Origin of the sequence: Acidovorax sp. SUPP2539, assembly GCF_030158975.1 — a bacterium.
Taxonomy (GTDB): domain Bacteria; phylum Pseudomonadota; class Gammaproteobacteria; order Burkholderiales; family Burkholderiaceae_C; genus Paracidovorax.
This window is the reverse complement of record NZ_BQXJ01000003.1, coordinates 16,049-42,468: the sequence shown is the minus strand read 5'-3', so window position 1 is coordinate 42,468 and position 26,420 is coordinate 16,049. Positions and strand designations below refer to the sequence as shown.

Sequence of the window (26,420 nt, the reverse complement as noted above, 5' to 3'; positions counted from 1 at the left end):
TTCAAAACCCAAAGTATTTTTTACATGCAGTATCGATAAATATTTGAGATCCTTGATTTACATACCTACAAAGACTTTTTTATCAACAACTAGAGGAAAACTTTTCATAATCCCTCAACAGAAGTAAATTACTGAAGAAGCTGATTTATTCACCTCTTGGCAATTTGATAGAAATAGGAAACTTGCCCAGCCAGATCGACAAAAGCACTTCGGCCGACAATGAGGCAACGTCGCCTCGCCATCTCGGCTTCGGCCGACAGATCGCCCAGATGCGTCTGGCATGCCCGCCAAAGCGTGACCTCCTAGCGTCGGGAATCAGAACGAGCGCTGTCGCCGCAACACCTGACCGGCATGCGCATTGACGGTATGGCCATGTGCACAGGCCAATTGGCCATTGATGAACACTGCATCGATGCCTGCGCTGGGAGCGGTGGGCTGTTCGAACGTGGCACGGTCGGCGATGCACGTCTCATCGAACACCACGATGTCCGCCGCATGGTCCTGGGCGATCAAACCCCGGTCGCGCAGCCCGAAGCGGCGCGCGCTCAACCCGGTCATCTTGTGCACCGCCGTTTCGAGGGAGAACAGGCGCTGGTCGCGCGCGTAATGCCCTAGAACCCGGGGGAATGTTCCCCACAGACGAGGATGCGGCACCGCATCGTGGGCCAGTCCGTCCGAGCCGACCATCGTCAAAGGGTGTCCGAGGATGCGGCGCACATCGTCTTCATGCATGGCAAAGTACACCGCGCCGGCGGGAGACAAAGGCTCCACCAAGGATTCGGGAGAACAACCCCGTTCACGCGCCAGTGCAAACAGCGATTTCCCAGCCGCCGATGGGTCGCCAACAGACCAAGTCACCAAGACCTCCCGGGACTGCCCGACGCGGCTGGCCAGCAGCATGGTGGACGAAGCGTTGTAGGGATAGCAGTCCATGCAAACGGGCTGCGACAGCGCGGCAGTGTCCACCATGGCCAAGGTGTTCACCGAGCGCCCATGGTTGCGTTGGCCAATCAACTTGTGATGCGACAGCACAGTGCTCACCCCCAGCGCCTGGCCAATGTGCAAGGCTTCGCGCAATGCATCATCAATGGCATCGGCCTCGTCGCGAATATGCATCGTGATCAGGCCCTGCGCCGCCGAAAGCGGGGCGCCCACCGCAATCACCTCTTCTGCGGTGGCGGCCCGGGCGGGAGGGTAGTAGAGCCCGGTGGACAGGCCGAAAGCGCCCGCATCCAATGCGTCGGCCAGATCCCTGGCCATGCGCTCAGCTTCGGGCGCGGTGGCCGGTCGGCGCAGGTCCGGCACATGGCGCACCCGCAAAGTGGAATGCCCCACCAGGCATGCCGCGTTCAGCGCCGGCCCCGCGGCCTCCAGTGCATCGAGGTAGTCACCGAACCGGTCATACCGCCAGTCGTCCGCGCCAAGCAGGTCCAGTGGTGCTGGCGGTGTCTCATTGCTCAGAAGCGGCGCCAGGCTGATCCCGCAATTTCCGGTGACCACTGTGGTCACGCCTTGCGTGAGCTTGGGATGGGGGCCGGCCGGTGATGTGAGCAACAACCGATCATCATGGGTATGAACGTCGATGAAGCCTGGGCACACGATGCGCCCGACAGCGTCGTGGCGTTGGCGGGCAGGCTGCGCTGAGAGGTCGCCCACGGCGAGAATGCGCCCGCCTGCAATGCCGACGTCGGCCTGCCGACGAGCCGCTCCGCTGCCGTCCACGACGGTGCCTCCGAAAATGAGGAGATCGAACATGGCCCGCCTCACCCCACCTGGGCACCAGAGCGCTTGACGACGTCTGCCCACATCGGTGATTCCTTTCGCGCCCGCTCGATCAGGCGCTCTGGAGGACCAGGCGTCAGTTCGAAGCCGAGGGCCGCGTATTTCTGTTGCACGGGGGGCAGGCGAAGAGCGTCATTGAGGGCCTTGTTGAGCTGGGCGGCAATCGCGCTGGGCGTGCCAGGCGGGGCGACGATGCCACCCCAGCCCACGGTCTCGTAACCCTGCACGCCGGCCTCTGCCACGGTGGGCACCTGCGGCAGTTGCGGACTGCGCGCGGCGCCTGTCACGGCCAGCACGCGCACCCGGCCCGACTGGATGTGCGGAAGAATGGAGCTGAGGTTGTCGAACATCAGGTCCACCACGCCGCCCATCAGGTCAGTGATGGCCTGCGGGCTGCCCTTGTAGGGGATGTGCGTCATCGACACCTGGGTCGATGCCTTGAACAACTCGCCGCTCAGGTGCCCCGTGGTACCGCTGCCGCCCGAAGCCACCGTCAACTCCCCGGGCTTGGCGCGCGCAAGCGCGATGAGGTCCTTCACGCTCTGCACGGGCAGGTCTTTGCGCACCACCAGCGCGTTCTGCACGAAGCCGATCAAACCGATGGAAACCAGAGCGTCAGGGTCGTAAGGAAGCTTGGAATACAGGGCCTTGTTGATGGCCAGGGTGCCCACGTTGGCATAGCCCAGCGTATAGCCGTCTGCAGGGGCACGAAACACGTCGGCCATGCCGATGTTGCCGCTGGCACCGGGCTTGTTGTCCACCACGAAGGGCTGGCCCAGTGCTTTGGGCAACTCGTTCGTCAGGATGCGGCAGACGGCATCCGGAGAACCGCCTGCGGCCGATGGCACGACCAGGCGAATGGGACGATCGGGATACCCTGGCGCCGCCCGGGTCGAATCCGGCAACAGTGCGACGGAGGGGGTGAGAGAGACCGTCTGCAGCCAGCGGCGGCGCGACAGGGATGCGGGGCGGAGCGGAGCGTTCATCGGTGCATTCCTTCAGTTCGTTGGATTCAACCGCATGAATGCTAGAAATCGATCTGGCTTGGCACAAACCATGTTTGCTGGGGATACCATGTCTTTTTCTCATGCACTATTGCGGTGATCTTTGCCCCTTTCCCGGTGCATCTTGCTGCCGGCATGTGCATTGCTCATGGTTTCCCTTCATGTACCGTGCTCCATCCACCATGTCCCTGCTATGCCTGGAGGCCAGCGCGCGCCTCGGCTCGTTCACTGCGGCCGCTCAGGAATTGCACCTCACCCAGGGCGCGGTGAGCCGGCAGATACAGGCCTTGGAATCACGGCTGGACGTGCGTCTGTTCGTTCGGCGGCGCGAATCGCTGGCCACCACCGATGCCGGACGCTACTACCTCGAGGAGATCGCGCCATTGCTTCAGCGCCTGGAGCGGGCCACGGTCAATGTGATGGCGTTCAAAGGGCGCGGCGGCGGGTTGGCTTTGTCGGTGGGCGCTTCGATCGGTGCGTATTGGCTCATCCCCCGCCTGCCTGCATTCACCCGGGCGCATGGAGAAATTGCGCTGAGCTTGAGCACACGCGTGGGCCCCGCCGACTTCAAGGCTGGCACCATCGATGCTTCCCTGGAATTCGGCGATGGCCAGCGCGCCGGGCTGTGCTGCGACTTCGTGGCGGCACTGGACCTCGCACCCTATGCCGCCCCTGCCTGGGTGGCGCGCCACGGCACGCAGATCGGGGCAGCAACGCCCGGTTCGGGGCTGCTGCATCACCACACACTGCCGGATGCCTGGGAGCAGTGGTTTTTGGCGGAGCAAATCGACGCCGCTCCCGGCCGCACCGGCCCCCGATTCGAGATCATGTCCATGGCACTGAATGCCGCCGTGGCGGGCCTGGGCGTGGTCTTGCTGCCGGACTACATGGCCGAAGACATGGTGCAGGCCACGCGGCTTGTGCGCCTGTCTTCGCGCACATGGCGCAGCCCCAAGGGCTACTATCTGGTTTATCCGGAAGAGTCGGTGCAATCACCGACCCTGCAGACCTTTAGGAGCTGGCTGCTGGATTCAGCGCAGCAGCGTTGATGGGAGACCCCCAGCCAGCGCGCTCACTCTGCTGCCGCGAATGGGCTCGGCAAGCCCAACCCCTCTGTCATCCCTTCGGACAAGGATCAGGGCATTCCGCAGAAGACGACATGGCCTCGCCCGGACTTCCTACAAGGCGCGACTGACAACCCAAGGAAGCTCTGGACTTCATCAAACGGAGTCTTCAGATGCGAAAAATGATTCTCATGGCTGTCGCTGGCTATCTCTGGAAAAAATACCAGTCTCGCAAGACGGCAGGTAGCACAAACACCCCATCACGCGGATAAGCAGGGCGGTCCATGCTGCCGTAGCTCATGGGTTCCTGCTGGGCTTAGGCTTCAGTTGTGATGACTCCCAACACCGCTTTCAGATAGGCTGCGGTGCGAGACTCTGCGCAGAGTGCCACCTCCGCCGAAGTCCCGCTCGCCACGATGCGCCCGCCCTGGGCCCCTGCCCCCGGACCGATGTCGATCACCCAATCGCTAGAGGCGACGAAATGCATGTCGTGCTCAACCACTACCACCGTGTTGCCTGACTGCACGAGAGCATCCAACTGGGACAGCAGGCGGTCCACATCGGCAGGATGCAAACCGGTGGTCGGCTCGTCCAGCACATACAGCGTGTGCCCGCGTTGCGTGCGCTGCAATTCGGTGGCGAGCTTGATGCGCTGTGCTTCGCCACCCGACAGTTCCGTGGCGGGCTGACCAAGGCGCAGGTAGCCGAGACCGATGTCGCGCAGGACTTGCAAAGACCGGAACACACTGGGTTCGTCCACGAAGGTTTCGCATGCTGCGTCCACGGTAAGTGCCAGCACGTCGGCAATCGACAGTCCGTTCCAGGTAATGGCCAATGTCTGGGGGTTATAGCGTGTTCCGTGGCAAGTAAGGCAAGGTGCATAGACACTGGGCAGAAAGAGCAACTCCACGCTGACGAAACCTTCACCCTCGCAGGTGGGGCACCGCCCTTTCGCAACATTGAACGAAAAACGACCTGCGTCGTACCGCTTCTTTCGTGCAGCAGGTGTGGCCGCAAACAACTTTCGAACGGCATCGAAAAGGCCCGTGTATGTGGCCAAATTGGAGCGGGGGGTGCGTCCAATGGGTTTCTGGTCCACCCGCACCAGCCTGCGCACCTGATCGGTTGCACCACCCAGTCGGCCCACGATGGGAATGGCCCCACCCAGCTCAAGAGTAGCGCCCGGATCATCATCGCCGGCAGCCGCATCGGGCGGCCCCTCCGGCATGCCACCGTCCTCCGGCGCCGGCATGGGCTGCCCCAGATGGGCGCTGACCAGTTCCAGAAGCGCTTGGCTGACCAGACTTGACTTGCCTGACCCTGAAACACCGGTTACGGCAGTCAGGCAGCCGATGGGGAAAGCCGCATCCACCCCACGCAAATTGTGGCGATGCACACCCTCCAATGTCAGCCAGGCTTGCGGTGTTCGCTGGACGCGGCGATCACGTGCAACGTCTGCGAACAGATACCGGCGTGTCTGGGATTGCAGCACGCCGGCCAATCCTTGCGGCGGGCCACTGTAAAGCACTTGGCCACCTTGTTCTCCGGCGGCCGGCCCCACATCCACCAGCCAGTCGGCACGGCGCATGGTGGCGATGTCGTGTTCCACCACGAAGATGGAGTTGCCGGCGGCTTTCAGACGCTCCAGCGCCGTGAGCAACGATTCGCTGTCGGCGGGATGCAGGCCGGCAGAAGGCTCGTCCAGCACGTAAACGACTCCGAAGAGTTGCGATGCGAGCTGGGTCGCCAAGCGCAACCGCTGCAACTCGCCAGGCGACAGGGTAGGGGTGGCGCGGTCGAGCGACAGATAGCCCAGACCGAGGTCCGTCAACGCCCGAACACGGGCCAGTAGCTCCTGCGCAATGCGCTGAGCGGCCAATTGCTTTTCCGCCGACAGGTTGGGCGTACGGCGGATGTCGGGCGCGCTCGCGTGGCCCGACGCTCCTGCCGCTTCGCGCTGTGCGGCCGCACGCATGCGAGCCGCTTTCGACAAGCTGGCGCTCGCACTTTCCGAGGGCCCAATGGACGGCAACCCCTTGGCCACCGGGCCAAGTACATCGGCCAATGCGGACAGGGACAGGTGTGTGAGGTCGCCGATGTCCAGCCCGCAAAAAGTGACGGACAAGGCCTCCGGCTTGAGACGTTTTCCATGGCACACGGGACAGGGCGTGCCCACCATGAACTGGGCCACCTTGCGCTTCATCATGGCGCTCTGGCTGGTGGCGAAAGTCTGCATCACGTAGCGGCGAGCGCCGGTGAAGGTGCCCATGTAGCTGGGCTGCTGCTTGGCGCGTCGCGCCCGGCGTACCTCTTCCATCGTGAAGCCTGCGTACACAGGGACTGTCGGCTGCTCGTCGGTGAAGAGAATCCAGTCTCGCGTCTTGCGCGGCAGATCTCGCCAAGGCACATCAATGTCGTGCCCCAGCGTGGTCAGGATATCGCGCAGGTTCTGCCCTTGCCAGGCGCTGGGCCAAGCCGCCACAGCCCGCTCGCGCAGGGTGAGTGAATCGTCGGGCACCATCGAGGCCTCGGTTACCTCGTAGATGCGGCCCAAGCCGTGGCAGTGCGGACAAGCGCCCTGTGGGGTGTTGGGCGAAAAGTCTTCCGCGTACAGCATGGGCTGCCGGAGTGGGTAGGTTCCAGCGCGGGAGTACAGCATGCGCACCAGGCTGGAAATAGTGGTCACGCTGCCCACGGATGATCGTGCGGTGGGCGTGCCCCGTTGCTGCTGCAGGGCCACAGCGGGCGGCAAACCCTCGATGGCATCGACCTGAGGCACGCCCACCTGATCGATCAAACGACGCGCATAGGGCGCCACCGACTCAAAATACCGGCGCTGCGCCTCCGCATAGATGGTGCCAAAAGCCAGCGAAGACTTACCGGAGCCCGAGACGCCCGTGAACACCACGATGGCATTGCGGGGAATCTCGACATCCACATTCTTCAGGTTGTGCTCCCGTGCGCCGCGCACAAGAACGAATCCATCGTGGTTATTCGCCCGCTTCGATTGGTTTGGCATAGGATGGGTTGTCGTTACCGTTGATTTGCCAGCGAGGTGCTGCACAAAAGGAGAAATGGTCAGCGCTCGCCACGATCGGCAAAATCCACGCATCGTTCACTTTGGCATCTGAACTGCCCATGTCCGACCATACCCTTGATACGTCCTCGCTCGCCTTGATTGACACCTGCTCGGAAGCTGCGCTGACGCTGCTGGAGAGCAATCTCACCCAGCATGGTATTTTGGCGGCAAGCCGCACCGCAGCTGCGGAGGCGCGACGCTACACGCGCATCTTCGGGCGGGATGCGGCCATTTGCGTGATGGCCATGTGCGGCAGCGGGGTGCCGGCCCTCGAACAAGGCGCGGTGGCCAGCCTGGATGCGCTGGCGGCGAAGCAGGCTCCCAACGGGCAGATCCCAAAGTATGTGGACCCGGAAGGCCATGATGCGGACTTTTGGTACCTGGGCTGCATCGACGCCACGTTGTGGTGGTTGATCGCGGTGGACCACGTGCGACGGCACGGCGAGGTTGGGACCGACCACTGGGCCAGCGAAGTCGACCGCGCGCTCGGATGGCTGCTGGCGCAAGAGCACCAGCACTTTCGACTGTTGCAGCAGAACGAGGCAAGCGACTGGGCGGACATCATGCCGCGCTCGGGATATGTGCTCTACACCAATGCACTGTGGTTCGACGTCAAGCGCCGTTTCGCGCTGTGCCATGCGGACGAGACGCAGCACCATTTCAACCATCTCTTCAATCCGTTCCAGCGCGATCTTCACCAGTACCACCGCGCCCGCCTGCTCCAGCACTACGCGCGCCGTGGCCGTCGGGATCGTGGGCTCTACCTGAGCTTCGTGAATCTGGCGGTCGTGGGGGACGAGGGCGATGTGTTCGGCAATTTGCTGGCCATCCAATGCGGCCTGGCCGACGAGGCCATGTCGCACAGCATCACGAACGCGATCGGGGCCGCGCGGGCCAGCGATCCTTATCCGGTGCGGGTGGTGCTGCATCCCCTGTCGGAACAGCACGATCTCTGGCGAGCCTACATGGGACGGCATCGACAGAACCTTGCGCACCAATACCACAACGGAGGTATCTGGCCCTTTGTCGGTGCATTCTGGGTCATGGCATTGACGAAGGTGGGCCTGCAAGCAGAAGGCTGGGCCGAACTGGTCAAGCTGGCGCGCACGAACGAACTCGACAATTGGCGCTTCACCGAGTGGTTCCACGGCCGCACGCTGGCGCCGCTCGGCATGGCCGGGCAGAGCTGGAATGCAGCCACCTTCCTGATGGCCCGGCGTGCGCTGCAGGGTCAAGAGACGGCTTGGTGACAGGGGCTTGCTGAAGGTTGGCCGGGCAGGCATCTTGGTGCCGCGTCCCATGCGCCACCCATGGCCAGCAGCGGTGCGGAGCTTCAAGATATATTCCGCAGCAGCACTGCGCCCGAGGCAGTTGCACCGGCCGTCTCGGCCAGCCTGACAGCGCCAGGGGACGCGCGACCATGAGCGCCGCAGTGAACTCTCCATCCCCTCCCTCCCAAGCCAGCGCCCTATCAAGCGATGCAAAGGCCGACACCGACAACACGTCGGTCGGCTACAGCGATGCCGTGCTGGGCATCGCATCCTGGCCAAACACCACCATGGCATGGCGTTTTTTGCCTGCCAGTGCCGAGACCACGGGCGCCACATTGGCGGTGAACATCGCCATGCATCCCGAAGGCCTGCTGCCCGCACCCACAGCGGCGGGTGATGCGGCGGCAGCCACGGCCAGCGAAGTCGCGACCCGCTTCGAAGCCATCATGTGGCAGTTGGTACAGCCGGACATGCAACTGTCCCTCGCCACCTCGCTGAACCAGCCGGCTGGCGGCACGCCGATCCAAATGCCGGTGGAAATCCCGCCGCTGCGCGCCCATGCCGCAGCGTGCCACGCATTCAGCCAAGCGGCTGCAACGCTGGGCGTGGCCATGGCCGACCCCGTCGCAGCAGCCACGCTGGCCGATGTCTCTTCGCATTACGGTGTGGATTGGCAGGCGATGGGCTTGGCCGCTCGAGACCGCACGATTGGCACCCTGGTGCACCTACCACCCGAGGGCCTGTGGATGCCCAGCTATGCCGCTTTCGTGGCCGGTGGCACCGTGGCAGCGCTGGTGGCCGAGGACCTGGACCCTGCTGCCGTGCTGACCGACCCGAACAACATCTCAGCGCCGCTGAACCCCGGAATCGAGTTGGCGATTCCGACCACCGACCGGACACAACCCACCGGCGGCCTGCCGCTGTCGGCACTCGCCGCCACGCTGCACCTGACTCCGGCCAGCCTGGTGGCGGCCAACTGCGCCCGCCCCGCTCTGCTGGCGCCGGGGTTTGTCTTCGAAGCCGAAGGCGTGGCGGTGCAAGTTCCGGCCGAAGGCGATCCAGGCGCCGAAGCCTGCCTGAACGACATCGCGCACCTCTTTTCAGACAAAGGTGTACGGATTGAAGCGGCCATGGTCGCCCTGGCCAACGCAGACAAACCAGGCATGTTCCGCCCCAATATCACGCTGGCAGTGAACCGCAGGCTGATCGAAGCAGGCTGGACGCTGGCGGACAACCCCACCGGCACTGCCATGGGCCCGCTGGCCAGACTCAATGTCGGTACGGTGGATCTGCTCCCTGCAGGTTCGGCGCTTTTGCTCAAAACCACGCTGACCACAGGCCTGGATGCAGAGCCGCTCGGCGCCTTGGCCCACGCCCATGCCATCGGACCGGGCGATCTGCTGCGCCACAACGCGGGACTGGCGGTGCGCGACTTGCCCGTGCCCGGCTTGGCGGCATGGCTTGGCACATCCCTTTCGCTGCGCATTCCCTACCGCGTTCGCGCTGGTCAAACACTGTCCACCATTGCTGCGATGTTTATGCCCTCTGCCGCGCCCGCCACCGAGCAAACAGACGAACAGGCATTGTGCGAAACCAACCGTTCCATGCCCGCCACGCTGGCGCCGGGCCAGGTCATCACCGTCGCAGGCCAACCACTGACCACCCAGGCCGGCGACAGCTTCGACGCGCTGATCGCGCGCGCCAACCCAGCCGTCACCCTGGACGAATTTGCCACGGCCATCGCCACCGACCCCGAAGCACTGGCCGCTGGCGCGCTGCTACTTTGTCCACCCGTGTTTTTGGCAAGCGCCACCACGCCAGAGGATCTGGCTACCGCTTATGGCCTGACTGCGACAGCACTGCTCAGCGCCAATGCGGCCACGCCGAAGCTGATCGTGCCAGGCCTCGTGCTCAAGCCATCGCAAGTCGCCGATGGGCCCACCATTGAGACCGCGCAAAGCGACAGCATCCATGCCATCATCCGCCGCTTCGCATTGGCCGGGATGGACGTCACCATCGAGGACTTGGTCCGCGCGAATCAGAGCACCGCTTTTCTGGCAGCCGGCGCGCAATTGCTTCTGCCGCCGGTCGATACGGTACTGAACGCTGCCTTCGGCACTAGCGGCTGGCAATTGCCGGCAGCGATTTTTCCTTTGCGCACCTGGGTCACGCTGAAGCGCGACGCTGACCAGGTACTACCGGCGTTGCGTGGCACCACAGAAGCGCCCGGCGCGGCAGTGCAGGACAGCAGCGTGGTGGTGGCGGTGGGCAACGGCATTGGCGATGGCCAAGAAAGCAACGCTGTCGCGCTGGACCAGTTGGCTGTTGCCATCGAGAACACTGTGATCGGCCTGAAGCTGGCCACGGAGCATGGCACTGCCCCCGCTGATGTATGGGGTGTCTCTTTCGTCGCCACTGGCGGCATCGCCGAAGTGAAGGTGTCGCCACAGGCCAGCGTACCCGGCGTTGAAGGGCTCCAGCCGCTGAGCTTCGCGCTGCGCCCTCTGTCAAACACGTTGGAGCACGCGACTGGTGTCGAGATCCGATCCATTGACGAGACCACCGGCGGCTGGGGTGCCTCCTCTGTCCACGATTACCAGGGCATTGACCTGGAGGCCTGGGCGCGCATCTGGTTGGCGGGATTGGACCAGCTTTGCACTGACCGCTATGCCGTGCCCGCTGCACAAGTGGCGCCCGAAGCGCTCGCTCGGCTGATGACCGCCAAGAATGTTATGGCCCGCGCCGTGGCAAACGGGCTTTCCCCCGTCCTAGTGAGTCAGGAGACAAGCATGGGCGCCCGCGATTCGGAGGCATGGCAAGCGTCTCGCGAAGCACTGCAACAGCGCCTGCAGGACCAGTTGCTGAGTGGCTACGACACCGCTGCCATCCTGCAGTTCAATGCCGCTGTCAAGTCCCCAGCCACCGCGTCCATGGCACGGCTCTGGGGAACTGGGCGCGTGGGCAATCCACAGGCTGCAGGCGCACACGACTCCGTCTCCGACGATCCAGGCGCGTGGAAAATCTGCCAATTGGGAAATGCCGCGACCGCCCTGGCCAACACCCGCAAAGGCACTGTCTCCTTCCCGCTGGATGTCGACCAGCCCGCCTTCCACCGAGCGGTGGCACTGCAACCAGACTATGCCATCCATGACATCGAGGTCGCCGGCGAGCTTTTGGACCACGACAGTGGCAAGCCAAAGCGACTGAGCTTCTTACGCGACTTCGAACGGTTCCCACCCGCGGCCTTCAGCGCGCCGCTGGGCACGACGGTCATACCGGTGCCGCTGCGCACCTGCCCCAACCCGCCGCTCGTGGCCTCGCATCAGGCCGAAGGGCCGACCGACCCAGCCACGCTGGCAGAGGCTCTGCACTGGTCTTATGTGTTCATCCATGCCCATGACAACGCAGCACAAGACCAAGCCCTCATCGAGATTGAATTCAACGGTCAGCCGCCCGTTGCCACCGACCTCGGGAACCGGGGTGACAACGCGCTGTTCCAGGCCCTGGCGCAGTACACGGCCGTGCAGGAACCCCTTTGGGCCATCCTTGGGCAACTGCAAGTGCCCAGCGTTTCGCCGAAGGACCCGGTGCTCGTGACAGCACTCCATACCTACGCCGACCTGGCCGAACGTGTGGGCGCACTCTGGTCGGATTGGTGGCCCAGCCATGATTCGCAGGACTCGCCCCCTGCCACGCACCGCATGGACGGACATCGGGCGCCACACCTTTCCGGCAGCGCCGAAAGTGCCGCGCATGGCGTCTCCATGCCAGGCTCGACCGATGCGAGTGTGCCGCATGAGCGCTATCAATACCTGGCAACGCTGCACGCCACCACAGCCGCTGGCGACGGGACCAATCAACCTGCCTACTGCAAACTGACGCTGCAGCGGCTGCAAGCCGATGGACCCGCAGCATGGCCAGAGATCACCATCCTCTGCGCAGACGGCGCGAACGTCCCGCTGATCGGAGTAGAGCCGGTGGGCCAGAGTCGTGACTACAACTTTCCTGCGGGTGAAGGCGTGCCCAATGTGCCGGCTTTTACCCCTGTGTCGTGCCAATGGACGCTTTCCGGTCTGCACGTGGCTCGCTATCAACGGGCCAACGCGACCGTGGCCGTCATACGCAATGCGCAATTGCTGGGCACCGACGGTGCCCTGACCTGCCCGGCCTTTGTCTACCGAACCGCGCAGAGGGGGGTTTCAGAACCGCTGATCCCACTCATCCGCATCGATACCCCGCTGCCCATCGGCATCTGGACCAACGACGTGGCCACCAACCCACTGACGTCACTGTTCAACGCGTTGTTCGACAGCGATGAAACGGGTCGCGAGATCATGGTCCGTACCACCTATGGCTACCGTGTCGCAAGCTCCACGCCGGCCGTTGAAACCCTGACTCCGGTGATGTTCCTCCCACCCTCTGAATTCAATGCGATCAGCACGGTGCAGAACATCATCGGCGCGTTCGAAGCTTGGAGCGCCCATACGGACACGCCGACCCAAGGGGGTTTTCTGAGCTTCGAGATCAGCTTGTACGCCCATTCTGGTCTAGCGTACCCTCAGCCCCTGATAGTGCTGCAGCAAATTGTTTCAGCGCTTGCGTGAAAGAGAGACAGCAGGGCAAAGTCATCTACTTCAGACACACACGCGAATTTTTGATCGAAGCGAACGGCACAGTCGACTTGATCCAAAGACAGGAATCAAACCTTGCAACGTCTTCCATGCACCAGATGCGGCGACTCCATCCACCCCGATACGGCAGCAAGCAACGATGGCCTGTGCATGCCTTGTGTGCGAGGCAATACCCGCTCCATTGGAGAGCGTCGCGAGGAACATCGGCAGCGCCGCGAGGCCGAGCGTGCCGATCGAGAATCCCCGGAACGCCTGTATTGGATTGCCCTCGTCGACCGGGTGTACAAAGGCGAGGGCTTTGAATCGCTCTCGCATGGCGACCAGCTTTATTACTTGCTCAGCGTCCTTTCTGGCGAGGTCCACAACGGAGGCTTCGATCAGTTCTTCTCCAACTCCAGCGGTAACCACTACCGCGAAACCGTCGATGCGCTCCAGGAGATCGGGGATACCGTGGCCCTAGACCTTCTATTACAGGCAAAGGCTGCGGTATTCGGTGACGCACCAGTACCCGCCAACCGAGTGGCTCGCTTCGACCTCATGCGCACGGCATCGGAAGACCACCCTGAATATGAAATTGCGAACCAGGTGCTCGATGGCCTGGACCGGCGCTTTTGGAGCCATGCGGAGCAGTTCGGTGCACAGCTCGAGAATTTGGCCGCGTCCCATCAGCTGTACAAAATGACCTGACCTCTCAGGCCCAAGGTGGTGATCGTGGTGGCCGCCATGGATGTCCCATGGCCGCGATGCAGACACCCATTGGTAATCGGGGAATGGTTTTTGACTTCGCGGCCAGGAAAGGGCTATATCACCTGGTCCGGAATGCTTTGCCGTGCGGACAGCCGGGCAGGCGATAGCCCTTCCACCACCAAGCCCTCACGCACCAATTCATCAGGCAGTGGCTCGCCGCGCAGCAATTGCCAAGCAAGCAGCGACGCGCCAGCAGCACTCTGAATGCCATACCCGCCCTGCCCTGCCAGCCAGAAAAAGCCCGGAACATGGTTGTCCCACCCGATGACCATGTCGCCATCCGGCACAAATGAGCGCAGCCCCGCCCAGATATGGGATGGGCGGCGGATCTGGAAAGTCGTCATTTCCTCGATGTGATAGATGCCGGTGGCCACATCCAGCTCTTCGGGCACCACGTCGTGCGGATGGGTGGGGTCGGCATTGGCAGGGGAACCCAGCAACTGGCCTGCGTCGGGCTTGAAGTAAAAACTTTCGTCGATGCCCACCACGGCCGGCCAGTGGGTGGCATCCAGGCCCTCGGGCACGGCGAAAGTGAAGGCGGTGCGCCTGCGCGGCTCCAATCCGATGGGCGGCACGCCGGCGAGGCCTGCCACCACATCGGCCCAGGCGCCCGCCGCGTTGACGATGGTTCCGGCCTGCAGCTGCCGGCCATCTGCCAGTGTGACCCGCCAACCGCCGCCCTGGCGCTGCAGAGCCGTTACCTCGGCATGGGTCAGCACCTGACCACCACGCTGCCGCAGCCCACGCAGATAGCCCTGGTGAAGCGCATGCACGTCGATGTCGGCAGCGTCGGGCTCGCGCATGCCTGCCGCCACGGCATCGGGCTTCAGGCATGGCAGTTGGGCCAGCAGTGCTGCCTTTTCCATCCATTCCACATTGGGCGATGCGGCCCTGGCTTCATCATAAGTCTGCTGGAGCAGGTCCAGTTGGTCAGGCCCCGCCACATAGACCACGCCACGGGGCGAGAGGATGGGGTCCGCTCCGAACTCGGGCGGCGGCGCGTCATAGAAAGCGCGGCTTGCTCGTGTGAGCGCCTGGATATTGGGGGTTCCATAGGTGGCCATGTAAAGCGCCGCGGAACGCCCTGTGGTGTGATAACCGGGCTGCGATTCACGCTCCAGCAGCAGCACGCCGGGGCGTTCGTTCTCGCCCTCCCGATTGACCAATTGCCAGGCCAGCGAGGCACCTGCAATGCCTGCGCCGATGATGATGTAGTCCACTGATTGCATGATTTCACGCTCCCCCATCACACCGCAGACACCTTCGCCGCCGAGGCCGCTCGGTCATCGCGCGGCAGGCTGCGGACATCGCGCGGATCGGGTGCGCCGGTCACGATCGAGGTCAGTGCGGGCTCCACACGGGTTGCCACCAACTTGGCCAGGTCCGGCCTTGGGCGGTCAAGCCCGGCGATGCCCTTGAAGGCCTGCTCCATCGCATGGCCCACGCCCAGCGTGTGGCGGTCTGCCCGAAAGCGCCCCACGATCTGCAGGCCGAAGGGCATGCCCGCGTCGTCCAGCCCGCACGGCAGGCTCAGCGAGGGGTGTGTGGTGAGCGTGGTCACATAGGTCAGTGCCAGCCAGCGGTAGTAATTGGCCTGTGGCTCGCCGTTGATGTGGCTGGCAAACAGCTGCGTCCATGCGAAGGGAGACACGGGCGTGGTAGGGGACAGGATCACGTCGTATTGCTCGAACAGCGCCTGAAACCGCGCCAGAATGCGCGTTTGCTCGGCCTGTGCCCAGGCGCTGTCCAGCAGCGTCATGGCGGCACCCATTTCGTAGTTGGCACGGGTGTTGGGCCCCAGGCTGTTCGGGTCGCGCTGGTAGGCTTCGCGCATGCCGGCCACGAAGGCCTCGGCGCGCAGTACGTCGAAGCAGCGGTGCACGTCGCCCAGGTCCATGTCGATCGCGTCGCAGGTGCCGAACAGGTGCTTCATGGCTTGCACCTTGGTGCGAAACACGGCGCGGATGCCGTTGTCCACCGCGCAGGCACCAAAGTCCTCCGTGATCGCCACGCGCAGGCGGCCCAGGTCCACCGTTTCGGGGAACTGAAAGCTCGTGGGGTCCAGCGGGTAGCTCAGCGGATCGCCGGCCGACATGCCCGCCGTCGCGGCCAGTTGCAGGCAAGCTTCTTCCACCGTGCGGCCCATTGGGCCCACAACGGAGATAGGCGCCCAGCCCAGCAGCTTGCGTGAACTCGGCACCACACCGGGTGAAGGCCGAAAACCCACCACGCCGCAGATGGAGGCGGGAATGCGCAGCGACCCGCCCGTGTCCGAGCCTGTGCACACGGGCAGCATGTCGCAGGCAAGCGCCGCAGCCGAGCCGCCCGATGAGCCCCCGGCATTCAGCGCAGGATTGAACGGGTTGCCCGTGGCCCCCCACACGGTGTTGCGCGAGTTGGCGCCGGCACCCATTTCGGGAATGTTGGTTTTACCCGCCACGATGGCGCCTGCGGCTCGCAGGCGCGCCACCAGCACGTTGTCTTGCACAGGAATGTGGTCGCGGTAGATTTCCGAGCCATAGGTGGTCAGTAGCCCAGCTGTGGCTTCCAGATCCTTTACGCCCAGCGGCAGGCCATGCAGCAGGCCTAACGGCTCGCCGCGCAGCACGGCCTCCTCGGCCACCCTGGCCTCAGCGCGGGCGCGGTCGTAGCAGGTGGCCGTGATGGCGTTAACAGACGGGTTCAACGCCTCGATGCGTTCGATGCAGGCGTCCAGCAGTTCCACCGGCGATACCTCTCGGCTGCCGATGCGGTGACGCAGTTCGTTGGCGGTCAACTCGACCAGCGTGCTGGGGGTGGTCATGGGGTACTCGTCTCCTTGTCGATTTGGCAGTGCGTATCCGGCAGTGCGTGTCCATTCGTTATCCATGATGTCTGCAAAACACCGCCAGCCTCTGAACCTGCGGCAGTCCAAAGCAGTGGCCGCAGCGCAAAGTCTTTCTGCCGCGCTGGCACCGTCCTACCCAATGGCACAGGGGAGTACAGCGCGGAGTGGCTCTCAATCGGCCGTGATGCCTGCTCGCTGGGCAATGGCGCGCATCAGGGGCAGTTCCCTGTCGATCAACTCGGCCACCGTTTTGGACGAAGCATAGGCAGGTTCGAATCCCACGGCGATCATCTTGTCGCGGGTTTCCGGGTCCGACACCACCTGGGCCAGGGTCAACTCAAGCCGCGACTTGACGGCGGGCGGCAGCCCGCGCGGCGCCACCATGGCCAGCCAGGTGTCCATCTCCAGGCCGGGGTATCCGCTTTCCACCAGCGTGGGGACCTTGGGCAGCAGGGCCGAACGCTTGCCCGCCGTGACGGCAATGGCCTTGATCTTGCCGTCCTTGAGCTGCGGCAGCGCCGCCGAAACGGTGTCGACCGTGAACGGAATCTGCCCACCCATCAGGTCCGTCATGGCTGGCGCACTGCCCTTGTAGGGCACGTGCTGGATCTTCAAACCCGCAGCGTGAAAGAACATCTCGCCTGCAAACTGCGACGTGGTGCCCGCGCCAAAGGAACCATAGGAATATTTGTCGGGTGCGGCCTTCACCAAAGCCACGAACTGCTTCACGTCAGCCGCCGGCAAGTCCTTGTTGGCCAAGAGGATCAGACTGGTGCGCCCGGCAATGCCGATGGGCTCGAAGCTTTTGACCGGGTCGTAGGGCAGCTTGGGGCGCACCGCAGGGTTCACGGTAAAGGTCGTGCCTGAACTCATGAGCAACGTGTAGCCGTCGGGCGTTGCCTTGGCCGCATAAGCAGCCCCAATGGTGGTGCCCGCCCCGGCGCGGTTGTCGATGACCACGCTTTGCCCAAGCAGATCGCCCATCTTCTTGCCAATCAGCCGGCCCAGCACGTCGGTGGCGCCGCCGGGCGGAAACGGAATCACCAGCGTGATGGGCTTGGTGGGGAATGGCGCCTCCTGTGCCATGGCAGGGGCCCACGAAGCCACGCCCAGGGCACAGATCACAGCGGACAAAAGCAGCTTCTTGCGGTTCATGACATTCGCTCCAAGGGTCAAACAAGGGTATAGAAACAAAAAAGAGACGCCGAGAAAGGCCGCAGCCGCACCCCGCGTCAGTCACGCGCGGCAAGCAAAGCCCGCCCGCGCTCCACGAAGCCCTGGTACTGCGCATCGGGCACCAAGAGCCCACCAGTGGTCCACACGAGGTGGGTGGCCTGGGGCAGCACTTCGCCCACGCCGGTGCTGCGCAGCCAAGCCTGCCCCGCGTCGGTGCCAGTCAGCATGCCGGGGCCGCTGAAGCCTGCCGCTGCAGAGGGCTCGATGCGCTCGCCCAGCGCATCCAGCACCTGCACCAAATGGACGAACAAGGTGTCGTCCGCCACCGTAAACACCCCGGACAGCAGCGGCGCCATCAATTCAGCCGCCAGCAACGAAGCGCGCGGCACGGCCAGCCCATCAGCCTCTGTCTGGTTTGTCAGGCCCCAGTCATATACCGAAGGGTGCGCTGAACCGCTTGCCAAGCCGGCTTGCCCACCCAGCATCTGCACCAGGAAACATGGCGACTGAACCGGCTCCGCGAAGAAGCAATGCACATGGGGTCCCAGCAACTGCCGCAGGCCAAAGGTGATGCCCGCAGGTGCTCCGCCCACCCCGCAAGGCAGGTAAACGATGAGGGGGTGACCGGCATCCACCACGATGCCCTGCTCTGCCAGCTGCTTTTGCAGATGCAAGGCCGCGGTGCTGTACCCCAGCAACAGCGAGAACGACTGCTCGTCATCCACGAAGTGGCACGTGGGATCGGCTCCGGCCTGGGAGCGACCGGCGGCCACTGCGCGCTCATAGTCGCCCGCATGCTCCACCACCAGCACGCCACGCTGGCGCAGACGATCCTTTTTCCACTCCTTGGCGTCGGCTGACATGTGTACCGCCGCCTTGAATCCCAGGGCAGAGGCCACCACGCCGATGCTCAGTCCCAGATTGCCGGTAGACCCCACCGCCACTTGGTAGCGTCCCAGTACTTCGCGTGCCGCAGTGCCGGCCAGCGCAAGGTAGGCATGTTCGTCATCGCCCTGCGACACCAACCCATGCTTCAACGCCAGTTGTTCGGCGAACTCCAGCACCTCATGCATCCCGCCCCGCGCCTTGATGGAGCCCGCCACTGGCAGGCGGTGATCGGCCTTGATGAACAGGTTGCCCTGCCCTGGCTGCAGGCCGAGCACAGGCTTCAACGCGGCAGCCGGCAGCAGGGGCGACTCCACGACGCCCTCCGCGTCTGCCAATTCCGTAAACACCTGTGCCAGCAATGCCTCGAAACGTTTCAGGCGAGCGGCAGCGGTTTTCGTATCATCCAGACTAATGCTGCGCCCCAATGCTTCCAACGTGGCCGGTGGATGTGCCAAGCGTTCAGGATTGATCCACACGCACGGTTGGGCCTGCCGGAGACGGATTGCCAAGGCGGCAAATCCAGCCCGCGGGGAACGGTCGATTGGATGGGACATATCGGGTTTTGGCAGCAATGGGACGCGGTCTTCGGGCCGCTTTCCAAAGGGCCCCTGCCACGCATTCTTCGCCCGTCACCCCGTTGTCACAACGCATTTATAGTGGCGAACGCATTAACCAAAGTAATGGACATCCACCTCTCCGCCTCCTTGCTCGCCTGGCTGCGCTGTTTTGATGCAGCCGCCCGCCATGGAAGCTTCACCAAGGCCGCTGCCGAACTTTGCATCACCCAAGGCGCCGTCAGCCAGCAGGTCAAGCACCTCGAAGACTGGCTGCACCGTCCGCTGTTCCTTCGCACACCGCGCGCACTGGTGCCCACGCCCGAGGGCCAGTGGCTGGCTGTGGTACTGCGCGAGAGCTTCACCGCGATCGAAAACACGCTGGCGCAGATGCGCCGGCCGCAGGAGGCCGCTACCGCCACCCTCAGTTGCTCACCGTCGTTCGCCATGAGCTGGCTCACGCCCCGGCTGGGCGAATTTTTCCACCAGTATCCGAGCATGGGCCTGCGGGTGTTTGGCGAGTTCCACAGGCTGGACCGCACCCGCATGGTGCGGGACGGTATCGAGGCCGCAGTGCGTTTCGATTTGGGCGGCTACCGTGATCTGAACGCAACGGTGTTTCTTGATGAGTGGCTCCTGCCCGTGGCGAGCCCCGAATTTTTGGCGCGGCATCTGCCCATCACATCCCCCCAGGACCTGCAGCGTGACTGGCTTTTGCACGACGGCAGCGCATGGGATGGCGCCGACACGTACGAGGAATGGCAGCACTGGTTTACCCAAGTGGGCGCCACGCCCCCGCCGTGGGCGGGCGGCCAGCAATTCAACCTGTCGCAACTGGCTCAGGGCGCCGCCCTGGCCGGCCAGGGCATCGCCATGGGCCGGGCCGCACTGGTATTGCAGGACATCAAGGCAGGGCGTTTGGTGCCGGTTCTCCAGCGCAGCGTGCTGTCGCGCGCGTCTTACTCATTTGTGACCACCGTGCATCCCAGCCCGGCCATGGAGCAGGTCCGGGAGTGGCTGGTAGAAGAGGGACGGGGATTTTGTGAGGAGCGGCGACAGGCGCTGCCGGCGCCGTGAAGCAAGCCCTTCACAGCTCCCGCACTTGCAGCGAACGGTGTGCCAGCACACATCGTGCCGACGAAAACGCAATCCTCCGAACCAGCATCGCTGATCGTTTCGGGTGATGTCGCTGCGATTGAGATCTGGCATCGAAGTGTCGACGAGCACTGTTCGGAATCAAAAGCGCGTTGCGCCTGCGTATCCGAGATCACGATGGATCACTCTGCACTTTTCAGCACAAGCAGCGGGGGGCGGAAAAGTCGATGACGCTTTTGATGATTTTTCGCATTTCCGTGATGAGCGGCCTCACATCGTCGCGCCGCCACTGCACGGTATAGGTCAGGGGTGCCAACGCATTGCCTGCAGACAGAATCCTCAGCATCCCGCGAGCTTGCAGCGCTTCGGCCCACCCGTGGGGCATGTACGTGAAGCCCAGGCCTTCGGCCACCATTCCCACCACCGCACCCCAACTGTTGCAGCTGAGCCGCCGCTCGACGCTCATCGATTGACCGCTCAGCCATTCATCCAGAATGCGGGTAGCACCTGAGCCCTCAGGCAGGGCAATCAGCATCTGCTCGCGTACCAGCCGCTGCGGCAAGTCGGTACCGGCTTTCACGAGAAATGCCTCGCTTGCAGCCCAGACGAATCGCACCTGCGCTACGCGTTCGAAAGCCAAGGTACTGCGCGATGAGGGGCCTGCGATCACCACGCAGTCGAGTTCGCCATCCACGATGCGCTGCTCCAGCACTTGGCCAATGTCGGTATGCGGCTCCAACTGCAGCGCAGGATGCAGTTCGGCCACCTTCTGCACCAGCTTCGGCAGCCAGGTCAGTCCACTCAGTTCGCCGAAGCCAATCCGGCAACGCCCTTGCAAACCAGTACTTTGACCGATGACCTGCTGCAACTGGGCCGCGTCATGCAGCAACGCACGAACACGCGGCAACAGCAGTTCGCCATGGGGCGTCAACTCGGCTGACCGCCCGCTCCGGTCGAACAGCAGGGTCCCCAGCGAAACCTCCAATTCAGCAATGCGCTTGGACAGGGAAGAGATGGACAGGTGCACCCGTTCAGCCGCGACCGTGAAATTGAGACAAGTGGCGGCCCAGTAGAAGGCCTCGAGTTGCTTGAGAGTCATGAATTGAGTTTACGAAAAGCGAAATCAAAAGTTCGAATTTTTTCTCTTTTCTTTCAATATCAACCGGCGCACCATTGTTGCGCCATGCCTTCGTCTCCCCCACGCATCCCCAAAGCCTGCCGACAGGTGCTGTCCCTGGACGACTTCGAGAAGTTGGCCCGCCGCCACCTGCCTCGGCCCATCTATGCCTACATCAGCGGCGCCGTAGAGGACAACCAGTCGCTGGCGGAGAACCGCCGGGCCTTCAGTGATTTGGCCTTCCGACCGCGCATGCTGGTCGGCGTCGCGCAACGCGACCTCGGATTCGAACTCTTCGGCCGCCGCTACGCCGCACCAGTGGGACTCGCGCCCATGGGTATTTCCGCGCTCTCGGCCTACCGTGGCGATGTCGTATTGGCCCAGGCAGCACAGCAAGCCAATGTGCCGGCCATCATGAGCGGCTCTTCGTTGATTCGGCTCGAAGAGGTGATGGCGGTCGCTCCGCAAACCTGGTTCCAGGCCTACCTGCCAGGCGAGCTTGCGCAGATACGTGGCCTGCTCGATCGCGTGCAAGGCGCAGGCGTACAGACCCTGGTGGTCACGGTGGACACACCCGTCGCAGCGAACCGGGAGAACAATGTGCGTGCAGGCTTTTCAACGCCGCTCAAGCCCAGCTTTTCGCTGGCTTGGCAAGGCCTGAGCCATCCGCGCTGGTTGCTGGGTACGTTTCTGAAGACGCTGCTGCTGCATGGCATGCCCCACTTCGAGAACAACTACGCCATGCGCGGCGCACCCATCCTTTCTTCCAATGTGTTGCGCGATTTCTCAGACCGCGCCCACCTGGCTTGGCCGCATCTGGCAGCCATACGCAAGCGCTGGCCGAATCAACTCGTGGTCAAGGGCATCCTGACGCCGGAGGACGCTGTGCATGCACGCGACCATGGCGTCGACGGGATCATCGTCTCCAACCACGGAGGGCGTCAGCTCGACGGTGCGGTGGCACCGCTGCGCGTGTTGCCCGCCATCGCACGCGCCGTTCCCGAAATGCCGGTGATGCTCGACAGCGGCGTTCGCCGCGGTACCGACGCCGTCAAAGCGCTGGCCCTCGGGGCGCGCTGCGTATTCGTGGGCCGGCCCTTCAACTATGCAGCCTCGGTCGCAGGCCAAGGCGGCGTGGCCCATGCCATCGCCCTGCTGCACGAAGAAATTTCTCGCGATATGGCCATGCTGGGGCTCACGCGCATTGCCGACATCACATCCCGCTGCATCCGTCCAGTTGCCAGTCCGACCGACTATTTCCCCATCACTTCGAACCAACCATGAGCAAAATCCAGGGCTTCCACATCCATGCGCGCCCCTCGACCGTCGTAAGTGACGCACTCTTGGAGCGTTACCGTGGATTTCAGGTCGCCAACATCAGCGACGCCATGAGCCGCACCACCGGAACCTCGTCGCTGAAACCGTTCCACAAACGCGAGGGTGGACTCGCAGGCCGTGCGCTGACGGTGCGCACCAGGCCTGGTGACAACCTCATGGTGCACCACGCCATCGACACCTGCGCACCGGGTGACGTCATCGTGGTGGATGCCGGCGGAGTGGGTCCGAACGCCATCATTGGCGAAATCATGCTCGCGCTCCTGATCGCGCGCGGCGCGGCAGGCATCGTCATCGACGGGCTGATTCGTGACAGCGACACAATCGGTCAACATAGTCTGGCGGTGTATGCACGCGGCGTTGCACACCGTGGCCCATACAAGGATGGTCCAGGCGAGTTGCATGTGCCAGTCACCATTGACGGGATGGTGGTGCATCCCGGGGACATTGTGGTTGGCGATGGCGATGGCCTGCTGGCGGTGCCGCCCGAAGAGGCCGAAGACATTGCGGCACGTGTTGAAGCCATTGAACGCATCGAAGCCGATGCGCTGCAGGCCATCGCTGAAGGCCGCGCCGACCGGAGTTGGGTTGAACGCACGCTGCGCGAGAAGGGGGTTCTGTGAGCCAGGTCGTCCGCTTCGACTATTGGCTGGACCCGGCCTTCAATCGCATCATCTCCGCAGCCCCTGGCGTGACATTGCAGACCTGCGCACGGGAAGGCGCTGACAGTGCAGCATGGGAGGTACTGGCTCAAGCACAGGTGCTGCAGGTTACTGCGGCCAAGGATGAGTTGCCGCGACGCTGGTTCGTCAGCGCAGAATTGCTGGCACGCTGCCCCAGGCTGCTGGCGGTTTCGTCGAGTGGTTCAGGCTGCGACACCATCGACATCGAAGCGTGTACGCGCGCTGGCGTGGTGGTCATGAACCAGGCCGGCGGCAACGCCGATTCGGTGGCCGAATTGGCACTCGGCCTGATGCTGGCGGTGCTGCGCCGCATTCCGGAATCGGATGCGTTGCTGCGCTCGGACCAACGCAGCTTCAGTCGCGAAGACCTGATGGGCCACGAACTGCGCGGACGCACACTGGGCATTGTGGGTGTCGGCGAAACCGGCCGACGCACCGCAGCGCTGGGTCGGGCCTTCGGCATGCAAGTGCTGGGCGTTGATCCCGCCCTGGACGACGCCGAGCTGAGTGCACGAGGTGCGCAATCCGTGCCACTGGATGAATTGCTGCGTCGTTCCGACATTGTCTCGCTGCACTGCCCGCGAAATGCCAGCACCCTCGGGCTGATGAACGCAGCCGCATTCGCAGCGATGAAGCCGGGCAGCATCTTCGTCAGCACCGCACGCGGCGGCATTCACGATGAGAACGCCCTGCATGCCGCAATCGCCAACGGCCATCTCGCGGGTGCAGGTCTCGATGTTTGGGACCAGGAGCCTCCACCCGCCAACCATGCCCTGTTGCGCCTCCCGAATGTCGTGGCCACGTTCCACACGGCCGGTGTCACACATGAAGCCCGGCGCAACAACGCCACGCTGGCCGCCACACAGATCTTGCAGTTGCTCTCGGATGGCGAGCGACCTGAGCGACTGGTCAACCCTGACGTCTGGCCACGGGCCAGGGAGCGCATTGCCGCCGCGCTCGGCCACTGATTTCCATAAGCCCGAAACGGGCAAACATCACGGAGACAAGCATGAACAAACGATGGACCCGTCGCACGCTGTGCGCCGGCCTGGCAGCGACTGCATTTGCGCTGCCCTCAGCAGCGCAGCCCGCCGCGCCGTACCCGTCCAAACCCATCGAGCTGATTGTGGCCTACGGTCCTGGTGGAGGTACCGACCTTGTCGCCCGGCTGCTGGCACGGCACCTGGAAAAGCAACTCGAAGGCAGTGTCGTGGTGCTCAACCGTCCTGGCGCAGGAGGTGGCATCGGCTTCGGTGAGCTGGCACGCGCGAAGCCTGATGGCTACACCATCGGCTTTATCAACACGCCCAACGTGTTGACCATCCCGATTGAACGCAAGAGCAGCTTCCACTGGAGCCAGTATGACCTGCTCGGCAATCTGGTGGATGACCCGGGCGGCTTCGCCATACACAACACAAACAACATCACCACGCTGGCGGGCCTGGCGGCCTATTCCAAGGCGCACCCTGGCGCCGTGACCGTTGGCACGACAGGCACTGGATCGGATGACCACCTGGCGATGCTGCTGTTCGAACGCGCTACCGGAACCAAGCTGACGCATGTGCCTTACAAAGGCGCTGGCGAGGTGCGTGCCGCGGCCACGGGCCAGCAGATTGTGATTGGCGCCATCAACGTCGGGGAGGTACTGGCATATCAGAAGGGTGGCACCCCGATCCGACTGCTGGGTCAAATGTCAGCTGAGCGTTCATCCCTGGCGCCACAGGTGCCCACCTTCAAAGAGCAAGGCATTGCCATTGAGTTGGCCTCGCTGCGTGGCTTGGCGGCGCCCAAGGGCTTACCGGAGGCGATCCGCAAGAAACTGGTCGATGCGATTGCCACCATCGCCGCGGACCCTGCGTTCAAGCAGCAGGCCGAAGCCATGTACGCACCTTTGCGATACCTGACGCCAGCGGCTTATGCGGCCGAACTCGAAGCCACTGAAGCCAACTTCCGCAAACTCTGGGCAGAAATGCCCTGGCAGGACAGACCGTGAAGCGCAAGCCCGTCTGCTTGCCGAGGCACACGCGCCGCTCCTTCCGTTCCGGAACACCCTTGAAGACCTCGCCGCTCTATGGGTTCGCCGCTGGCCTGCGGGCTCCTCGATGAACGCACACCATGAACATACTGAATCGCCGTACCTTCTTCTCCACACTTGCCTTGGCTGTTGCGCTGCTACCTCACATCCACGCCATAGCCCAGGGCGCTCTACCAGCCGGCCCCATCACCATGATCGTGGGCTGGCCTGCCGGAGGCCCCTCCGACAACGTGGCACGGCTCACGGCCGTTCGCATGTCCGAGGCACTGAGCCAATCCATCGTCATCGACAACAAGGGGGGCGCTGGGGGCAACATCGGCAGCGATGCGACTGCACGCGCGAAGCCGGATGGCAGCACCATCATGCTGGCGACAGTGGCATCGCACGGTCTGAATTCTGCGCTGTACCCAAAGCTCAACCATGACCCAATGAAAGACTTCGCACCCATCGGCATGATTACGACATCTCCCAGCGTGCTGCTGGTACCGGCCAATTCGCCGTTTCTCTCGGTTGCGGACTTGCTCAAGGCCGCTCAAACCCGACCAGGCAAACTCAATTACGGATCAGGCGGCGTCGGGTCCAGTCAGCATCTGGCTGGCGCCAACTTCAAGAAGATCACTGGCGCCGACGTGACCCACATCCCTTACAAGGGAACGGCCCCGGCGATGACCGACCTGATGGCTGGCCGCGTGGATTTCGTTTTGACGACGGGCGCAATGTCCTTCATCCGCTCAGGCAAGCTGCGCCCGCTCGCGGTGGCCGCTCGGCAGCGCCTGCCAGCGCTACCCGACGTACCGACGTTCGAGGAAGCCGGGGTGAAGGGTTTCCATACCGACTCCTGGTACGGACTGGTCGCGCCGGCAGGTACACCGCGTGCAGCGTTGGACAAGCTCAATGCTGCGCTCGCTACCGCCCTGAGCAATCCCGAAGTGCAAAAGCAGTTCCTGGACCAGGGTTCGCTGCCCGTCAAGCCGATGGGCGTCGATGAATTCTGGAGCTTCGTGCAGCAGCAGATGCCATTGGCTGCCGAGCAGGTGCGGGTGTCCGGTGCGAAAGCCGAGTAACTGGTACCAAGGACCACCTTCACTCTCGGGAGCCTCTCACAACCCCATGTTTGACGAATCCGAATAGG

General features: G+C 63.5%; 18 protein-coding genes. 10 read left to right on the top strand and 8 right to left on the bottom strand.

Features of this window, described 5'->3' with window-relative positions:
- Nucleotides 1–315: 315 nt before the first annotated feature.
- A complete protein-coding gene (locus AVTE2539_RS11570) occupies nucleotides 316–1,755 on the bottom strand; it encodes an N-acyl-D-amino-acid deacylase family protein (protein WP_284410778.1) in 1,440 nt (479 codons plus the stop codon).
- Nucleotides 1,756–1,763: 8 nt separating this feature from the next.
- Nucleotides 1,764–2,768 carry a Bug family tripartite tricarboxylate transporter substrate binding protein gene (locus tag AVTE2539_RS11565; RefSeq protein WP_284410776.1) on the bottom strand — a complete coding sequence of 335 codons (1,005 nt, stop codon included), beginning with the start codon at nucleotides 2,766–2,768 and terminating at the stop codon, nucleotides 1,764–1,766.
- Between the two features lie 200 nt (nucleotides 2,769–2,968).
- On the opposite strand from AVTE2539_RS11565, the gene AVTE2539_RS11560 reads away from it, so the two are divergent.
- Nucleotides 2,969–3,835 (top strand): LysR substrate-binding domain-containing protein, encoded by an 867-nt coding sequence (locus AVTE2539_RS11560; RefSeq protein WP_284410774.1) that lies wholly within the window; start codon nucleotides 2,969–2,971, stop codon nucleotides 3,833–3,835.
- A 331-nt stretch (nucleotides 3,836–4,166) separates the two neighbouring features.
- Here AVTE2539_RS11560 and AVTE2539_RS11555 read toward each other — a convergent pair whose 3' ends face one another.
- The gene (locus AVTE2539_RS11555; RefSeq protein WP_284410772.1) at nucleotides 4,167–6,869 is read right to left on the bottom strand and encodes an excinuclease ABC subunit UvrA; all 2,703 of its coding nucleotides are present in this window, start codon (nucleotides 6,867–6,869) and stop codon (nucleotides 4,167–4,169) included.
- Nucleotides 6,870–6,988: 119 nt separating this feature from the next.
- Here AVTE2539_RS11555 and AVTE2539_RS11550 point away from each other — a divergent pair, with 119 nt between their 5' ends.
- The 3 genes from AVTE2539_RS11550 (at nucleotide 6,989) to AVTE2539_RS11540 (ending at nucleotide 13,518) form a co-directional block, all read left to right on the top strand.
- The gene (locus AVTE2539_RS11550; protein WP_284402989.1) at nucleotides 6,989–8,179 is read left to right on the top strand and encodes an amylo-alpha-1,6-glucosidase; all 1,191 of its coding nucleotides are present in this window, start codon (nucleotides 6,989–6,991) and stop codon (nucleotides 8,177–8,179) included.
- A 170-nt stretch (nucleotides 8,180–8,349) separates the two neighbouring features.
- Nucleotides 8,350–12,804, top strand: coding sequence for a LysM peptidoglycan-binding domain-containing protein (locus tag AVTE2539_RS11545; RefSeq protein WP_284410770.1), 4,455 nt, complete (start codon nucleotides 8,350–8,352; stop codon nucleotides 12,802–12,804).
- A 102-nt stretch (nucleotides 12,805–12,906) separates the two neighbouring features.
- The gene (locus tag AVTE2539_RS11540; RefSeq protein ID WP_284410768.1) at nucleotides 12,907–13,518 is read left to right on the top strand and encodes a DMP19 family protein; all 612 of its coding nucleotides are present in this window, start codon (nucleotides 12,907–12,909) and stop codon (nucleotides 13,516–13,518) included.
- A gap of 113 nt (nucleotides 13,519–13,631) precedes the next feature.
- Here AVTE2539_RS11540 and AVTE2539_RS11535 read toward each other — a convergent pair whose 3' ends face one another.
- The 4 genes from AVTE2539_RS11535 to dsdA form a co-directional block, all read right to left on the bottom strand.
- Nucleotides 13,632–14,807 (bottom strand): NAD(P)/FAD-dependent oxidoreductase, encoded by a 1,176-nt coding sequence (locus AVTE2539_RS11535; RefSeq protein WP_284410766.1) that lies wholly within the window; start codon nucleotides 14,805–14,807, stop codon nucleotides 13,632–13,634.
- Between the two features lie 17 nt (nucleotides 14,808–14,824).
- A complete protein-coding gene (locus AVTE2539_RS11530) occupies nucleotides 14,825–16,381 on the bottom strand; it encodes an amidase (protein WP_284410764.1) in 1,557 nt (518 codons plus the stop codon).
- A gap of 195 nt (nucleotides 16,382–16,576) precedes the next feature.
- Nucleotides 16,577–17,560, bottom strand: a complete 984-nt coding sequence (locus AVTE2539_RS11525) for a Bug family tripartite tricarboxylate transporter substrate binding protein (RefSeq protein WP_284410763.1) — start codon at nucleotides 17,558–17,560, stop codon at nucleotides 16,577–16,579.
- 77 nt (nucleotides 17,561–17,637) lie between these two features.
- A complete protein-coding gene (gene dsdA, locus AVTE2539_RS11520; RefSeq protein ID WP_284410761.1) occupies nucleotides 17,638–19,023 on the bottom strand; it encodes a D-serine ammonia-lyase in 1,386 nt (461 codons plus the stop codon).
- Nucleotides 19,024–19,149: 126 nt separating this feature from the next.
- On the opposite strand from dsdA, the gene AVTE2539_RS11515 reads away from it, so the two are divergent.
- On the top strand, nucleotides 19,150–20,100 hold the full coding sequence (locus AVTE2539_RS11515) for a LysR substrate-binding domain-containing protein (protein ID WP_284410759.1): 951 nt from the start codon (nucleotides 19,150–19,152) through the stop codon (nucleotides 20,098–20,100).
- A gap of 214 nt (nucleotides 20,101–20,314) precedes the next feature.
- On the opposite strand, the gene AVTE2539_RS11510 is transcribed toward AVTE2539_RS11515, so the two are convergent.
- Nucleotides 20,315–21,217: a LysR family transcriptional regulator gene (locus tag AVTE2539_RS11510; protein WP_284410757.1), complete on the bottom strand. Its 903-nt coding sequence runs from the start codon at nucleotides 21,215–21,217 to the stop codon at nucleotides 20,315–20,317.
- 84 nt (nucleotides 21,218–21,301) lie between these two features.
- Between AVTE2539_RS11510 and AVTE2539_RS11505 the strand changes: the two genes are divergently transcribed.
- The 5 genes from AVTE2539_RS11505 to AVTE2539_RS11485 all read left to right on the top strand — a co-directional run bounded on the left by AVTE2539_RS11505 (nucleotide 21,302) and on the right by AVTE2539_RS11485 (nucleotide 26,352).
- On the top strand, nucleotides 21,302–22,519 hold the full coding sequence (locus tag AVTE2539_RS11505) for an alpha-hydroxy acid oxidase (protein WP_284410755.1): 1,218 nt from the start codon (nucleotides 21,302–21,304) through the stop codon (nucleotides 22,517–22,519).
- Nucleotides 22,516–23,193, top strand: a complete 678-nt coding sequence (locus AVTE2539_RS11500; RefSeq protein ID WP_284410754.1) for an RraA family protein — start codon at nucleotides 22,516–22,518, stop codon at nucleotides 23,191–23,193. The genes AVTE2539_RS11505 and AVTE2539_RS11500 overlap by 4 nt, the downstream gene beginning before the upstream one ends.
- Nucleotides 23,190–24,221 carry a hydroxyacid dehydrogenase gene (locus AVTE2539_RS11495; RefSeq protein WP_284410752.1) on the top strand — a complete coding sequence of 344 codons (1,032 nt, stop codon included), beginning with the start codon at nucleotides 23,190–23,192 and terminating at the stop codon, nucleotides 24,219–24,221. Before AVTE2539_RS11500 ends, AVTE2539_RS11495 begins: the two co-directional genes overlap by 4 nt.
- A gap of 41 nt (nucleotides 24,222–24,262) precedes the next feature.
- Entirely contained in the window at nucleotides 24,263–25,246 is a 984-nt protein-coding gene (locus AVTE2539_RS11490) for a Bug family tripartite tricarboxylate transporter substrate binding protein (RefSeq protein ID WP_284410750.1), read from the top strand.
- A 122-nt stretch (nucleotides 25,247–25,368) separates the two neighbouring features.
- Complete coding sequence (locus AVTE2539_RS11485; RefSeq protein ID WP_284410748.1) at nucleotides 25,369–26,352, top strand: Bug family tripartite tricarboxylate transporter substrate binding protein; 984 nt, start codon at nucleotides 25,369–25,371, stop codon at nucleotides 26,350–26,352.
- Nucleotides 26,353–26,420 lie beyond the last annotated feature (68 nt).